This window comes from Pseudomonas sp. GW822-FHT02D10 (assembly GCF_058802345.1).
Genome location: NZ_JBXAOB010000026.1, coordinates 19925 through 35746 on the forward strand (window position 1 = coordinate 19925; position 15822 = coordinate 35746).

Below are 15822 nucleotides of genomic sequence, written 5' to 3' on the forward strand. Positions count from 1 at the left end.
AGCGAGCTTGCTCGCGATGACGCAATAACAGTCGACATCTCTGTTGAATGTCAGTCAGCTATCGCGAGCAAGCTCGCTCCCACAGGGTCACGCGGCGTCAGGGATTACTGGGCGGCTTTGATGGCCGATGCCAGTTGCGCGCTGGCCTTGGCCGGGTCAGCGCTCTTGTCGTTCATGAAGTTGGTCACCACATCGAAGATCGCGCCCTGCACGGCCAGGGAGGTGGCCATGTTGTGCGCCATGCTCGGTTGCAGGCCGCCGGTCTTCTCGTCAGCCAGGAAGTCCTTGGCCGATGCCTGGGCGCAGGAGTCGAAACCCAGGGTGCTCATATCATTAAGCATGTCGGTGCGAACCGGGATCGAACCTTTGTTGATGCTGAAGACTTTCTGGAAGTCTTTACCCAGCGCGACCTTGGCCAGGTCTTGCTGAGCGGCGATATCGCCGGTGCGATCAGCCTTGAGCTTGAACACGGCCAGGGAGTCGATGTTGTAGGTGAAGGCTTTTTCGGTACCCGGGAACGGCACGCACTGATAGTCCTTGCCGGCTACCTTGTGGGCAGCGGTCCATTCGCTTTTGGCCCAGTCGCCCATCATCTGCATGCCAGCCTTGCCGTTGATGACATCGGCGGCAGCGATGTTCCAGTCACGCCCCGCGCGGTTGGGGTCCATGTAACCGGTGAGTTTTTTCAGCTCGGTGAAGGACTTGACCATTTCCGGGCCGGAAAGGGTTTTCTGGTCCAGATCGACCAGGGCTTTCTTGTAGCCTTCAGCGCCCATGACCGAGAGCACCACATCTTCAAACACGGTGCTGTCCTGCCACGGCTGACCACCGTGGGCCAGGGCAATGAAACCGGCGGCTTTCAGTTTGTCGCCAGCGGCATAGAATTCTTCGAGGGTGGTCGGGGCTTTTTCGATACCGGCTTTCTTGAAGACGGCCGGGTTGATCCACAGCCAGTTGACGCGGTGAATGTTCACCGGCACCGCGACGTAATCACCTTCGTACTTGACGGTGTCAGAGACTTTCTTCGAGAGCAGGCCATCCCAGTTTTCAGCTTTGGAAACGCCTTTCAGCGCATCGGTGCTGAGCAGGCCAGTGCTGCCCCACTCCTGGATATCCGGGCCTTTGATTTGCGCGACACCCGGCGGGTTACCCGCTACGGCGCGGCTTTTGAGTACGGTCATGGCTGTAGCGCCACCGCCGCCGGCGACCGCACCGTCCTTCCAGGCGAAGCCGTCTTTTTCGACTTGAGCCTTGAGGACATCGACCGCTGCTTTTTCACCACCCGACGTCCACCAGTGCACGACTTCCACAGAACCTTTGGAATCGGCGGCAAGGGCGCTGAGAGGAAATGCAGTCAGGGGAAATAGCGAGGCGAGAGAAATGACAGCGGCGAGGCGAGAAATCGCATTCATTTGAATTACCTTTCTTGTTGTTATGCATGCAAGACTGGTGCTTGCGCTGCAAATGAGTTTAAACAGCGTAGATCGCTTGGCAGGTAACGAAGCGACGGCAAAATGTCACTACATGGTTACATAAGTGCCGATTGAGCCAATGCACTGGCCATGCTCGGCGCCAGCGGCAAGCGTGGAATCAACACCGCTTGCCAGGCGTGATAGAGGTCTGGCTTGCCACCCCAGATCTGTGCGCTCGGGCGATTTTGCGGGCCAAGTTCGTGGTGCCAGCTGCCGTGGATTCGATCGATCAGACAGCTGTCGCTGAACGCCCAGAAACGCCGGTACCAGGTTTCGTATTGCGCCTGGCCGGTACGCTTGAGCAAGGCACTGGCGGCGGCACTGGCTTCGCAGTGAACCCAGTGCAAACGCTGGCGCACGACCGGGTGATTGTCCCAATCGAGGGTGTAGACAATCCCCGGCGCACCATCGACTTGCCACCCGTGAGCGCAGTTGTTGGCGAAGAGTTTTTGCGCGTCGATCAGCAGCCAGTCGGGGGTCAACATGTCGGCTTGCACGCACGCTGCTTCGAGGTGTAACAGTAGCCGTGACCATTCGAAACCATGGCCCGGCGTGGTGCCATAAGGTCGAAAGCCGTCAGCTGGGTTGGCCTGGTTGTAGTCGTTCAAGGGTTGCCAGTGCCGATCGAAATGCTCGACCACCAGGTACTGATTAGCCGCCGCGTGCCCGTGAATCACCCGCTCGACAATCCGCAAGGCGCGAATCAGCCAACGGCTGTCCTGGGTGACATCGGCCAGTGCGAGAAAGGCTTCGGTGGCGTGCATGTTGCTGTTGGCGCCGCGATAGCGCTCCTCTTCGCTCCAGTCGCGGTTGAAGGATTCGCGCATCGCGCCCTCTTCTTCGTTCCAGAAATGCTGCTCGATGATCGCGATGGCATCGCTGAGCAAGGCGTCCGCTCCGGGCCTTTGGGCGACCACCGCAGAACTGGCCGCCAGTGCCACGAAAGCGTGCAGGTAAGCGGCTTTGCCGGTATCGCCATCGCGGTGATCAGGCGCTGCAAACCAGCCACCGAATGTGGCGTCACGCAGCGGCCCCTTGAGGGCTTTGATGCCGTGGTCCACCAGCTCGGCAAATCCCGGCAAGCCCTGAATGTGCGCCATGGCGAAGCTGTGAGTCATGCGTGCGGTGTTCATGGTGTGTGCCTGGGCGTCGGCCGGCAATTCGCCGTGCTCGTTCAGGTTGCCAAAGCCTTCGGCCAGCTTCGACGCCTTGGCGAAAGCCAGCAGGCGCAGGCCTTCGTCGGCCAGCCATCGCTGATGGGCAGGTGCGTTCAGCCAACTGCTGAAGGCAGGAGGAGTGGTGTTCATGGGGTGCCTTTTTTTGTTGTTATGACTGTGAAGGAGTCTAAACAACGTAGGGGAAGGCGCAGGTAACGAAGGGGGCCGGGTGTGTCACTGACGGGTGACATTTGCCGCGAGGAATGTGTTGAAGAGGCCGACGCCATCGCGAGCAAGCTCGCTCCCACATTGGATTTATGTACGACGCAGAACCACTGTGGGAGCGAGCTTGCTCGCGATGAACGATAACGCGGTGTTTCTAATCGCGAGGCAATAGCAACGTCACCCGTAACCCACCCTCGCGCATATTCTGCAAACTCACTTCCCCACCATGGCTATGGGCAATGTTGCGCGCAATGCCCAACCCCAACCCATAACCCTGCTGCTGCCCGGCCAACCGAAAGTGCGGTTCGAATACCTGCTCCAGTCGCTGCTCAGGCACTCCCGGGCCTTCGTCGTCGACATGCAGGATGAATGCACTGTCATCATCGTCGATGTGCAAATGGGCGTTCTGCCCGTATTTGAGGGCGTTGTCGATCAGGTTGCCGATGCAGCGTTTGAGCGCCAGCGGCTTGCCAGGGTATGGCGCCAGCGCCCGCCCCTGCTGGGTCACGCGGCCATTGCCGTTGGGCGCCAGGTAAGGCTCGACCAAACAGTCGAGCACATGATTGAGGTCCACCGGTTCGATGTTTTCGTGGATATCGGTGTCTTTGACACATTGCAGCGCGCCTTTGACCAACAGCTCCAGCTCATCCAGATCACGGCCGAACTTGGCTTGCAGCTGCTCATCTTCCAGCAACTCGACCCGCAGTCGCAGACGAGTGATGGGGGTGCGCAGGTCATGGGAAATCGCGCTGAACAACTGGCTGCGCTCAGTCAGGTAGCGGCTGATGCGCTCGCGCATGGCGTTGAAGGCACGGCCGACTTCGACCACCTCACTGCCACCGCCCTCCGCCACCGGTTCCACTTCGGCGCCCAACGACATGTCTCGTGCGGCCCGTGCCAGGCGTTTGAGCGGTCGGCTCTGCCAGTGCACCAACAGCCCAATGAACAACAACAGAAAACCGCTGGTGAGCACGATGAACCAGACTTGCTGCGACGGCAGGCCCTGCTCTTCGAGGCTGGTATAGGGCTCGGGCAACAGCGAGGCGATGTACAGCCATTCGCCCTGGGCCAGTTTGATCTGGGTGACCAGCACCGGCGGATTGACCGGTTCCAGGGTCAACGCGTAGTGAGCCCAGGAACGCGGCAACTCATCGAGTTTCAAGCCGCCATTGAAGATCCGCAGGTCGTCCGGGCTGACGAATTGCACCGAGATGTCGGTGTCCCCGCCGAGCGATTGCCGCAGCACTTCATCCACTGCCGCCAGCACCGCTTGTTTGCGCGGGGTCGGCGGTAACAACTGCATTTCCAACGGTTTGTCGTTGAGGGTCACCACGAAACGGGTGCCGCCCATGCTGCGCAACTGGTCAAGAACCAACGGGCGGTACGCCACCGGAAGGGAGCGAAAGTAACTGACGCTGGCCGTCATCGAATGCGCCAGGCTGCGGGCGGCGGTGACCAGCCCTTCCAACTGCGTGGCACGTAATTGCGAAACCCAGATCACGCTCGACAGCGTCTGGGCGAACAACACTGCCAGCAGGGTCAGCAGCAACATCCGCCCGAGCAGCGAACGCGGCACCGGCACCCGCCGTATCAGCCGAGCAAGGAACTCAGTGGCCATTGCTGGCGACTACATTGGCGGCCAGTTGATAACCGCTGCCGCGTACGGTGCGGATCAATCGCGGAGGCTTTTCGGTATCGCGCAGACGCTGACGCAAACGGCTGACGGCCATGTCGACGATGCGATCGAGCGGCATCAGGTCGCGGCCACGGGTGGCATTGCCGATGGTGTCGCGGTCGAGGATTTCCTGCGGATGATCAAGGAAGAGTTTCAGCAGGGCGAAATCGGCACCGGAGAGAATCACCTCTTCGCCGTCGGTGTGAAACAGCCGATGACTGACCATGTCCAGACGCCACTCATCGAAGGCCAATACCTCACCGCCGGAGCGCTCCTGACCGAATTGGGCACGGCGCAGCAAGGCTTTGATTCGCGCCTGCAATTCACGGGGGCTGAAGGGTTTGCCAAGGTAATCGTCGGCGCCGAGCTCCAGGCCAATGACCCGGTCCGCTTCGTCGGAACTGGCGGTGAGCATGATGATCGGCACCTGGGCCTGACGCGGGTGCTGGCGAATCCAGCGACACAGGCTGAAGCCGTCTTCGTCCGGCAGCATCACATCAAGGATCACCAGATCACTCGGCGCCTCGTTCAACGCCTGGCGAAAACCGGCGCCGTCGGGCGTGGTCCGCACCTGAAACCCTGCGCGACTGAGGTAGGTGTCCAGCAACTCGCGTATCTCTTGATCGTCATCGACCAACAAAATCGACTTGTTGACTGAGCTCACGGGGCGGCATCCTTGTTGTTAGTGTTGGGGCGGATTATGCCTGATCGTTCTGGATCTATATTGCCTGTCAGGGCCTCATCGCGAGCAAGCTCGCTCCCACAGGGTTACTTGCATACATTCAGAATGTGTACATAACCCTTGTGGGAGCGAGCTTGCTCGCGATGAAGTCGACGCGGTCTCAGGCCTGGTCGAGTGCTACGCCCGCGCCGGTCAAACCGGAATACGGTGCGGTCACCAGCCAGACCGGAATGCCATTGAAGTACTCGCTCATGCAGCCCTTGTCGGCGAAGCAGCGGGCAAAACCGCTCTTGAGAAAGAAATCGGCAAACCGTGGAATCACCCCACCGACGATGTAAACTCCGCCGCGCCCACCGGTGGTCAGCACGTTGTTGCCGGCCACTCGACCCAGCCAGCAACAGAACTGCTCGAGCACTTCCAGGGCAATCGGGTCGCCAGCAAGGCCCGCGGCGGTGATGGCTTCCGGGGTATCGAGCACAGGTTCATGCCCGTCCACGGCACAGATCGCCCGATAGACCCGTGGCAAACCGCTGCCGCTCAACGCTGTTTCAGCACTGACGTGACCGATCTCGTTGTAGATGTGCTGCCAGAGCTGGGTTTCTCGCGGACTGCTCAGTGGCAGGTCGACATGCCCGCCCTCCCCCGGCAATGCGGCCCAACGGCCTTCGCCAAGATCGAGCAAGGTGCCAACGCCGAGGCCGGTTCCGGGACCGATCACCACGGCCGGACGCACAGGTTCCGGCTTACCTTCGCAGACCACCCGAAACTCGCCCGGTTGCAGGCGCGTCATGCCCAGCGCCATGGCCGAGAAGTCGTTGACCAGCAACAGCTGATCGACCTGCAAGGTCTGACAAAAGGCCTTGCGGCTCAGCCGCCAATGGTTGTTGGTAAAGCGAAACTCGTCGCCGCTGACGGGGCCGGCCACCGACAGGCACACCGCACCTATCGAACCGGGCGCCAGACCGAGGCCGTTCAGGTAGACGCCGATGGCGTCTTCCGGGCAGGCATAGTCGGCTGTCGCCAGCACCTGGATCGACTCCAGTTGCTGGTCTTTCCACAACGCAAAACGCGCATTGGTTCCACCAATGTCACCGACCAGCGCTAATTTCACTTAAGGGTCTCCAGGGCAGAAGTAAAGGCGCTGGCGCCCTGCTCTGCCGAGCTGAAGGCCATGCGCATGAAGCCAAACAACTCGCGACCGCAGCCAATGCCGTTATCCAACAGGCCTTTGGCCGGTGTGCGAGCGGAAAACTCATCAGCGTCCACCATCAGTTGCAAGGTGCCTTTGACGCCATCGACGCGGATGATATCGCCCTCTTGCACGCGCGCCAAAGCACCGCCGACATAAGCTTCCGGGCTGACGTGAATGGCCGCAGGAATTTTCCCTGACGCACCGGACATCCGCCCGTCAGTCACCAGCGCAACTTTGAAGCCGCGATCCTGCAGCACACCGAGGAACGGCGTCATCTTGTGCAGCTCCGGCATGCCGTTGGAACGCGGGCCCTGGAAGCGCATCACCGCGACAAAGTCCTTCTCCAACAGGCCAGCCTTGAACGCATCGGCCAGGTCTTGCTGGTCCTGGAAGACCATCGCCGGTGCTTCGACCACTTGATGTTCCGGCGCCACGGCCGAGACTTTCATCACCCCGCGACCGAGGTTGCCTTCCATCACCCGCAGGCCGCCTTCTGGCGAGAACGCCCGGGCAACTGGACGCAGGATGTTTTCATCAAGGCTTTCGATCGGACCTTCGCGCCATACCAGCTCACCGTTTTCCAGGAACGGTTCCTGGGTGTAGCGACTCAAGCCATGCCCGGCAACGGTGTTGACGTTTTCGTGGAGCAGACCGGCTTCCAGCAGTTCGCGGATCAGGAACGACATGCCGCCCGCGGCCTGGAAGTGGTTGATGTCAGCCTTGCCGTTCGGGTAGACGTGGGACAGGGTCGGCACCACTTCGGAGAGGTCAGCCATGTCCTGCCAGGTCAGCTGAATACCGGCCGCCATGGCGATGGCCGGCATGTGCAGGGTGTGGTTGGTCGAGCCGCCCGTGGCGTGCAGCGCAACAATCGAGTTGACCAGCGAACGCTCGTCGACGATTTCGCCGATCGGCATGAAGTTGCCGCTTTGCTTGGTCAGACGGGTGATCTGGTGCGCGGCTTCGCGGGTCAGGGCATCGCGCAACGGGGTGTTCGGGTTGACGAAAGAGGCGCCCGGCAAATGCAGGCCCATAACTTCCATCAGCAACTGGTTAGTGTTGGCGGTGCCGTAGAAGGTGCAGGTGCCAGGGCTGTGGTAGGACTTCATTTCCGATTCCAGCAGCTCTTCGCGACTGGCCTTGCCTTCAGCGTAGCGCTGACGCACGTCGGCTTTTTCCTTGTTGGAAATCCCCGACACCATCGGCCCGCCCGGAACGAAAATCGTCGGCAGATGACCAAAACGCAGCGCGCCCATCATCAGGCCCGGCACGATCTTGTCGCAGATGCCGAGCATCATCGCCGCATCGAACATGTTGTGGGACAGCGCAACAGCGGTCGACATCGCGATCACTTCGCGGCTGGCAATGCCCAGCTCCATGCCCGGCTCGCCCTGGGTCACACCATCACACATGGCCGGCACACCGCCGGCGAACTGGCCGATCGAACCGATCTCGCGCAGCGCGTGTTTGATTTGTTCCGGGTAGTGCTCGTACGGCTGATGCGCCGAGAGCATGTCGTTATATGACGAAACTATCGCCACGTTGGCGGCGTTCATCATCCGCAAGCTTTGCTTGTCTTCGGTGCCACACCCGGCCACGCCGTGGGCGAAGTTGGCGCATTGCAGCTTGCCGCGCATCGGGCCATCACTGGCGGCGCCGCGAATCAATGCAAGGTAAGCCTCACGGGTAGCGCGGCTACGGGTGATAAGCCGTTCGGTGACCTCAAGTACGCGGGGATGCATGTGTAGAACTCCAGGCTAACGGATGTGGCGACCTGTTCGTGTCTATGCTGATCAAGAAGCATCGACGCGTGACGCGCTGACGGTTTTCTTGACCACTCGGACCAGTTGATTCAGGTCACTCGTTGTAGATAAAACAAAATATTGCCACTAAAAAGGCTTGTTTTCTATTTTTTTGCGAATAATCTTGTAATTCCAACAACAAATATGACGAAGGCGCTTTTCATATGACTCTACGAATTGCAATCAATGGTTTTGGCCGTATTGGCCGTAATGTCCTTCGCGCACTGTATACCCAAGGCTACCGTCAGGATTTGCAGATCGTCGCCATCAACGATTTGGGCGATAGCTCGATGAATGCCCACCTGCTCAAGTACGACACCGTGCACGGCACCTTCGATGCCGATGTGCAGCACGATCTGGAAAGCCTGACCGTCAACGGCGACCGGATTTCGGTCAGCGCCATTCGCAACCCGGCCGATTTGCCGTGGGCTGCCGAGAAGGTCGACGTGGTGTTCGAATGCACCGGTCTGTTCACTGACCGTGCCAAAGCCGCCGCCCATATTAGCGCCGGCGCGCGCAAAGTGATTATCTCGGCCCCGGCCAAAGGCGCCGATGCCACCGTGGTGTACGGGGTCAACCATGACATCCTGCGCCAGTCGCACCAGATCATTTCCAACGCTTCGTGCACCACTAACTGCCTGGCCCCGGTGGCGCAGGTGTTGCACCGCGAGCTGGGCATCGAGAGCGGTCTGATGACCACCATCCACGCCTACACCAACGACCAGCACCTGACCGATGTCTACCACGTCGACCCGTACCGTGCGCGTTCGGCCACCCAGAACATGATCCCAAGCAAGACCGGCGCCGCCGAAGCGGTGGGCCTGGTGCTGCCGGAACTGGCCGGCAAACTCACCGGCATGTCGGTGCGCGTGCCGGTGATCAACGTGTCGCTGGTGGACCTGACCGTTCAGCTCAAGCGCGAAGCCAGCGCTGACGAGGTCAACGCACTGCTCAAAGAAGCCAGCCAACACTCGAAGATCCTCGGTTACAACACCCTGCCGCTGGTCTCCAGCGACTTCAACCACAACCCGCTGTCGTCGATTTTCGATGCCAACCACACCAAGTCCAGCGGCAAGCTGCTCAAGGTGCTGGCCTGGTACGACAATGAATGGGGTTTCTCCAACCGCATGCTCGATAACTGCCTCGCCCTGTGCAACGCCGAATAAGGCCGATTGCTCGTGGAACCGCCGATGATCGGTATCAGCTTTACCACCAAAACCATGGCGGCGCGCAAACGCATAGCCCTGGTTGCCCATGATCACTGCAAAGTGTTCTTGCTGGACTGGGCCGAGCGGCAGAAGGACAAGCTCGCACAACACGAGCTTGTGGCCACCGGCACCACCGGAATGCTGTTGAGCAAACGCCTGGGCCTGCCCGTTGAAAGCATGATCAGCGGCCCGCTGGGTGGCGATCAACAGCTCGGCGCGCGAATCGCCGAGCAACGGGTGGACATGCTGGTGTTCTTCTGGGACCCGTTCGAGCCGCAACCTCACGATCCGGATATCAAAGCGTTGCTGCGGGTCGCGGCGGTCTGGAACATTCCAGTGGCCTGCAACGAATGCAGCGCCGATTACCTGCTCAGCAGCCCGTTGATGGATCAGGCGCACGCGTACCGGATTCCGGATTATCCGGCCTACTTGCAGGGGCGGCGCTAGCGCCAGACTGCGGTCTATGGCCAATGATCGATCCTGGGCCGCAGCTCATTGCTCAGTCGCTCATAATGAGCTTGCACCTGCTCTTGCGCGTGTGGTTCCCAGTTCTTGATGCTCGGCGCATGCACTTCTCGCAGACACTCGACAATCAAAAAATGCAGTTGCTCCGGTGTCTGCCATCCCCACTGGTGCGCGAGGTCGAGCTGCTCCTTCAGCCAAGCCCTGGGGGATATATGTTCGGGCAATCGGGCCAGATCCTCACTGTGTTCGGCCAACAGGTACAAGCCGATATTGGCCTGTAGGACCGCGCGTTCCTGGCTGGCCGGCATGGGAGTTTCCAGCCATAACGGGGCATCGGGGACGGGGTATTCTCCGGGCACCGGATTTTCGACCGTCGTCCAGTTCTCGCCCTGCCAGTAGCAAACGCTGATGACCGGCCCCAGGTATTCGGCATACGCCGATTCGGGAAGATGAGCCAGTGCTCGCATCAGCACCCGATTGTCGTGGAAACGGTACAAGGCCTGCGACGGTTGCTGCCCGATGAGCAGACGTTCGCGCCAATGCTTTACCAACGCTTCGATTGCGCCTTCCTGGATACTGGCCAGCCATCCCCAATCGCGCACGGGTCCCTCGATCAAGTCATTGAGTAACGACAGATCCAGATCATCCATAAGAACGATGATCGGGCCGGCCGCGGCCAGATTGGCAACCGCGGTTTCACTGTAAACGCGGCGATATTGCGCAGTGCTGCGCTGACGCAGAATGTCCTGATGAAAGGCTGGCACCGCATCCGGGTCAAGAACCAGGCACACGCTTTGGCCGAGCTGTAACTGGCGGGCCATCCACCGAACTGGCAAGTCATCCATCATGCCGCTCCTTCGATCGAACAAACACCTTCGCGACAAGCCTCGCAGAGCGGGCAGACGTTTGCAGCCTGCCTGGCAGCCAACGCCATCAACGTGCGCTGGACGAACGCAAGGACCGGCGCCCGCTCGATGGGGGCCGTCAATGCCTGCACTGCCCCCGGTATCAGGGGCGCTGCCAATGTACCCCGCTCGGGACTTCCCCCCAGTTCGACTGCACAACTGCTGAAAATGCCACTCGAACTGATCACTAAATGATGATCGCCAGCATTCATGGTCACGCTCATGCCCGCGTTGAGTACCAGATGCGTACCCGCCGTGAAATGAACTTCCTGACCCGCCTCCGTTACCAGCACCTTCCCCACATAGGTATGGCTGCTTTGTGCGACATGCAGATGATCATCGGCCATCAGCCGGATTTTTCGGTCGCCTGTCGTCGTGCGATGTTCCTCCATCTCTAACACACTGGTGCTGGTGCCTTTGATGATCTCCCGGCGCTCGCGACCAACTTCCAGCCGGCTGTCGTTTTCAATCTTTTGTTCCATGTCACGCTGCGCCCGCAAATAGATCAACTCTTGCCCGAGACGATCTTCGATGTGCAGCTCGTTGAACCCGTTGCTTTCGCGCGAACTCCGGCTGCGAAAGACGCTGCGGGTCTTGTTCTCCGGCAATTCATAGGGCACCGGATTGGCAAGATGAGGCAAACAACCGGTAATCAGTGGGCGATCAGGATCGCCATCCATAAAGGTGATCACTACTTCCATGCCGACACGGGGAATGCTGACCGCCCCGTAGCCGTCGCCAGCCAAAAGGCTGGAGACTCTTAACCAGCAACTGCTGGTATCGGTTTGCGGGTCGGTACGATCCCAGTAAAAACAGACTTTGACCCGACCGTATTGATCACAGTGGATCTCCTCCCCCGCCGGCCCCGTGACCTTGGCGGTCTGACTGCCGGAAATGGTCGGTTTAGGGTGTTTAATCGGCGGTCGATACGGTGCATCCCAAGGCGTTGCGGTGAACGTATTGCGATAACCCTGAAAATCTGCGGCATGCAGCTCACCAACCATTGCCTCTTCCAGCGCTTCGGATTGCCGGCCTTCATGCACTACGCCAGTCAGTAGCCAAAGATCATTCCATTCGATTCGGGTATGCCCCTGCAATTGGAGAAAGTGTCCGCTGTGCAGGTTAGCAAGGTCGCTGGCGCCGTCAGCCAACTTGTAATCGCTACGATGCCGCTCCAGCTGGCGGGCGGCCAGACGCTTGCCCTCGTCACCGTATTTGAAACGCCCCGGCGCCTGATAAGCCTCCAGGGGCGGAGCCACCGGGCTTCTGGCCTTTGCTTCGAGGGGCCGGTTCGGTTTTTCGAAGTCATAGTCGCGCACTGCCACTTGGCTGGGACGAGTGGCAGTTCGCACGCCGAAGCGGTCAATCACCGGGTGTTCGGCAACCAGACCTTTATTCAGACGAAAGGTTGATGGAGCCAGCCGCCGGAAACACGTCTGGTCATCGCCAAACACCAATAGGTGCCCCTGCGGGCTGTGCTGAAAATGATAATGAATACCTGACTCTTCGCAGAGTCGCTGAATAAACCCCAGATCGGTTTCGTCGAACTGCACGCAGTACTCGCGCGGCAAATAAACGCTCGGGCCCAACTGAAAAGTGAACACATCGCCAAGCACTCCGTGCTTTTTCAACACTTCAGTGATGATCTGCTGGACGGTGCACTGCTGGAAAATTCGCTGGTCGCTGCTCAGGGCCAGGTACGCCAGATGCGGGACCAATGTCAGTTCATAACATGTCAGTCGCTCGCCCGACTCACGTTGCGCAAAGCTATGAATCAGCCCGTGCATGCCCTCGCCGGGAGGGCCGAAGCCGAGGAACGCCGGTTGATGCAGAAGTGCGTCGAGGTCAAGGTCCGAGCGTTCGTTGACCAGTTCCAGGGTGACCTCATAGGGCTGGCTGATCGATTCAGTGGCTTTGAAGGCCAGGACCTGAAAATCGTGCCGCAACCCGGTGATATCGAGATAGAAGCGAGGTCGAGAGTCGGGGTCAAACATCGTTTAGTCCTTTAAAAACAAGATTGGCGATACTCAGATGATCGAGTCGATATCGAACGGTTGGGCCACCAGCCAAAGATCGTCATCCATTGACTTGGGAATCTTTGCGTACTGCTCCGGCCGCTGATTTTCAGTGTGTTTGGCCCAGCGCTCCATGCTACCGATGAACTCCGGTGACTTCGCAGCGCTGCCGTACACATCCACGAGGGTGAGGCGGCGATAGCGCAAGGTTTGCAGACGCTCGCGGGTTTTCTCCAGTCGAGCGCGCTCTCTGAACAAGGCACTCATGGCGGCGTCTTCATCTGCCGTTGCGCCACGTGGCCCCTCGTCATGGCGCACCTGGCGGGAATACTCGTAAAGTTTCTCCTTGAGCGCTGCCAGGGCGTCATCGACTACCCGGTACTCACGTTGTGTGACTACGGTTGCGCCGGTTTCCTCGGTTTGCTGCCAGCGGCGCAAGGTCGCCCAGGCGAAGGGGATGTAGCTGGCGACCATCATGTGATCGGTGTAGTTGATCAATTGCGCGAGCAGGCCGTCGCGGGGCGGCATGTCGCCCCTTTGTTTTTTCTCCAGCATGGCGGTACACGCGGAGTCGACGATGGATTCGCAATCCGGGTCCCACAATACCGAGGACCATTCCCTGACATCGAAGCGCACGGGCATGAAGTGCTGCTGTTGCCCGTGATGGTGATAGGGATCACCGCCGACGCGCACCAGACCGGCGCCGAACAGCAACATGCCATACGGTCCGGAAAGGAGCGTCGTCGCCAGCCCCGGCACCCAGACCTTCCAGTCAGCGTTCATCCACGGGGCCGGCACGCCGGGCACCGGGTCGTTGTTGTTGACCATACGGTGGTGAACGAGCTCGGCGGCGCCTTCGACGAAGGTGAAGTCGCCAGCGCGTGGGGCGCCGTAGGTGTAGAGGAGGATGTTGTAGTTATAGCCTGGACGTCGACGGAGCGCTTCTGCCAGCAACAAGGCGATGGCACCGCCGAGGCTGTGACCACAGATGATAATTTTTTGGCCAGCGTGAAATTTATCCAGATAACGCAAGACGAAATCTTTCATCGCCTGAAACGCATCGTAAAAGCCCTTATGAACCTTCCCCACGCCTTCCTCGAACGGAACTTGAAGCGCATCCACATCACGTATCGCGTCCTTGAGACTGGCCGTGCCCCGCACCGAAATCAGAATGACGTCGTCGTGATGGCAAATAAACGCCTGGGTATCGCCGCCATCTTCCTGATCATCGAAAAAATGCTGGTTGGCCGGATGCTCCTGGTCCTTGCCCTTGTCCGGGTGATTTTGCTCATACAGCGTCGGGTCGAACGGCAGGATTTCCAGACGCTTGGAATACGGCACGTCTTCGTACAACGGGTAATACCGATCGCGCTGGTTTGTATCGATTCGCCAGTTTTCCCGGTAACTGGCCAGCGCCTCACCGAACAGGTTGCCAATGCTCGGGTCCTCTGGAAAACGCACTGTATCCAGCGGCTTTTTGCGCGGGGCCTGGGCAAAGTCGGTGTAACTCAAAGTCGCCATCAGCGCCAATTGATAAAGGTTCAGCGCACAGAATTTGTCATCGGTGGACAGCATCGGGCGCAAGGCGCGCATTGGCCGCACTTCCAGCACATTGTGCTTATTGGGTTTCAAGGCAATGCCGAACGGCTGCTCGGGGCCGAAACCCAGCTCACCCATGGCCCTGAGCAGCAACGTTTTTGGTTCGTAGAAACGTTTGGCCACCGGCGGCAGATGCGCGCCATGACGGACCAGATCCCGCACCTCGACCTGGAGGAAGACATCGGCGTCCTTGATGACCGGGTTGTGTTCACGACGAAATCCGTCGGCGTGGAAGAAGCGGGTTTGTTCGGCGCGGACCTGGAGTTCGGTGATGGGGAGGGGGTAGTGCTTCCTTTTCAGTAATGCTTTATAAAATTTGTCTCCACTGCGATAAGCGGTATCCAGTGAAAGTACAACGGGGCCGCGATAGTGGTTCTCTAGTTTCGCAATACCCTCTCCATTTAACCGTCCGGTGTATTCCTGGCCGATGCTGTCTATGACGGTATAAGGCAAACCGCCGTAGGGTTTGCCGTCGCCTTGCTCATCGACTAACTGAAAACTGGTCCAATGTCCCCGCAACGGACAAGCCAGCATTTCGCTGCTGAAAAAAACTTCGTCTTGCTCCTTGGGTGTCATGCGGTTAATCCCTTATTCAGTGCAGTTGGGGTAGACCATGCATTCCCGACCATCTGGCATGTGGAATGGTTTGAAATCCGTAATATTTCCGTCGCAAAACGCATAGTGGTCTTCAAGACTCTCTCCCATGCAGCGTTTCCAGCCTTGCGGAAAGCGAATCCAGGTATCCCCCATGTAAGGCTCTTCTTCCTTTGCCATCCTGAACACCATTCTCACCGTCCTGCCCGGCAACTGATCGCGCTGCAACACCCCACCCGCCATGCGTTTCAGCATCTGTCCGTCTGTGTCGGTGGCCCGACAATGCAGAATTTTTACAATGGCCCTTGTAGAGGTGACGGTGCGAAACAGCCACTGGCATTGCCCTTGAAACTCCTGAGCGCCCGAGACCGGAAAGGCTGGAAAATCAGCCCGAGCTACGTCACGAAAGGAAAGGCTCGCAAAGTCGCCACCTATGTCAGACCAGCGCGTTCCCCACTTCGCGTCCAGATTCAACTTCAAACTGCTCAACACCAACGGACAGCCCCCCGCACGAGTGCTCAACGGAATCTGAAACTCAGCCGTGCGCGGTACGCTCTGATATTCGCTTTTGAAGAACTTGCGATCCGGCGAAACTTCCCCGCGTTTACGCGGCGGCGCCTCACAGGTTTCCCCGGTGGCCGGCACGTAATAGGCGTCGGCCTTGACCCGAAAATCCGCCGGCACTTCGGCCTGCAAGGTAAAGCTCTCTGCCGGGGCAAAAACACAACCGCCAGTGGTAAAAGCCAGAACGCTGATTACCAGTGCTCGAGCAAGTTGCCAGCGCGCGCGACAAAACGGGTTGCCTTGCTCCAGAAGTGCCATATCTGAATT

The 15822-nt window shown here is 59.2% G+C and carries 12 protein-coding genes; 2 read left to right on the top strand and 10 right to left on the bottom strand.

Annotated elements, in window-relative coordinates; genetic code table 11:
* Window positions 1–104 precede the first annotated feature (104 nt).
* The 6 genes from AC1RPZ_RS26230 to edd all read right to left on the bottom strand — a co-directional run bounded on the left by AC1RPZ_RS26230 (window position 105) and on the right by edd (window position 8145).
* The gene (locus AC1RPZ_RS26230) at window positions 105–1412 is read right to left on the bottom strand and encodes an ABC transporter substrate-binding protein (RefSeq protein WP_493140668.1); all 1308 of its coding nucleotides are present in this window, start codon (window positions 1410–1412) and stop codon (window positions 105–107) included.
* Between the two features lie 116 nt (window positions 1413–1528).
* Entirely contained in the window at window positions 1529–2779 is a 1251-nt protein-coding gene (locus tag AC1RPZ_RS26235) for a D-mannose isomerase (RefSeq protein ID WP_493140669.1), read from the bottom strand.
* A gap of 229 nt (window positions 2780–3008) precedes the next feature.
* Window positions 3009–4430, bottom strand: a complete 1422-nt coding sequence (locus AC1RPZ_RS26240) for an ATP-binding protein (RefSeq protein ID WP_493140711.1) — start codon at window positions 4428–4430, stop codon at window positions 3009–3011.
* 31 nt (window positions 4431–4461) lie between these two features.
* Window positions 4462–5193, bottom strand: coding sequence for a response regulator (locus AC1RPZ_RS26245; protein ID WP_019693222.1), 732 nt, complete (start codon window positions 5191–5193; stop codon window positions 4462–4464).
* A gap of 178 nt (window positions 5194–5371) precedes the next feature.
* Window positions 5372–6322: a glucokinase gene (locus tag AC1RPZ_RS26250; RefSeq protein ID WP_493140671.1), complete on the bottom strand. Its 951-nt coding sequence runs from the start codon at window positions 6320–6322 to the stop codon at window positions 5372–5374.
* Window positions 6319–8145, bottom strand: a complete 1827-nt coding sequence (edd, locus tag AC1RPZ_RS26255) for a phosphogluconate dehydratase (protein ID WP_493140673.1) — start codon at window positions 8143–8145, stop codon at window positions 6319–6321. Before edd ends, AC1RPZ_RS26250 begins: the two co-directional genes overlap by 4 nt.
* Window positions 8146–8369: 224 nt before the next feature.
* Between edd and gap the strand changes: the two genes are divergently transcribed.
* Window positions 8370–9371 carry a type I glyceraldehyde-3-phosphate dehydrogenase gene (gap, locus tag AC1RPZ_RS26260; RefSeq protein ID WP_493140675.1) on the top strand — a complete coding sequence of 334 codons (1002 nt, stop codon included), beginning with the start codon at window positions 8370–8372 and terminating at the stop codon, window positions 9369–9371.
* 24 nt (window positions 9372–9395) lie between these two features.
* Window positions 9396–9860, top strand: coding sequence for a methylglyoxal synthase (locus AC1RPZ_RS26265; protein ID WP_493140677.1), 465 nt, complete (start codon window positions 9396–9398; stop codon window positions 9858–9860).
* Window positions 9861–9874: 14 nt separating this feature from the next.
* On the opposite strand, the gene AC1RPZ_RS26270 is transcribed toward AC1RPZ_RS26265, so the two are convergent.
* Genes AC1RPZ_RS26270 through AC1RPZ_RS26285 form a run of 4 tightly spaced genes read right to left on the bottom strand, consistent with a single transcriptional unit; the run spans window position 9875 to window position 15813 of the window.
* Window positions 9875–10723, bottom strand: coding sequence for a DUF4123 domain-containing protein (locus AC1RPZ_RS26270; RefSeq protein WP_493140679.1), 849 nt, complete (start codon window positions 10721–10723; stop codon window positions 9875–9877).
* On the bottom strand, window positions 10723–12777 hold the full coding sequence (gene tssI, locus AC1RPZ_RS26275; RefSeq protein WP_493140681.1) for a type VI secretion system tip protein TssI/VgrG: 2055 nt from the start codon (window positions 12775–12777) through the stop codon (window positions 10723–10725). Before tssI ends, AC1RPZ_RS26270 begins: the two co-directional genes overlap by 1 nt.
* A 33-nt stretch (window positions 12778–12810) precedes the next feature.
* Complete coding sequence (locus tag AC1RPZ_RS26280; RefSeq protein WP_493140683.1) at window positions 12811–14973, bottom strand: lipase family protein; 2163 nt, start codon at window positions 14971–14973, stop codon at window positions 12811–12813.
* A gap of 12 nt (window positions 14974–14985) precedes the next feature.
* Complete coding sequence (locus AC1RPZ_RS26285) at window positions 14986–15813, bottom strand: hypothetical protein (protein WP_493140685.1); 828 nt, start codon at window positions 15811–15813, stop codon at window positions 14986–14988.
* Window positions 15814–15822: the final 9 nt, after the last annotated feature.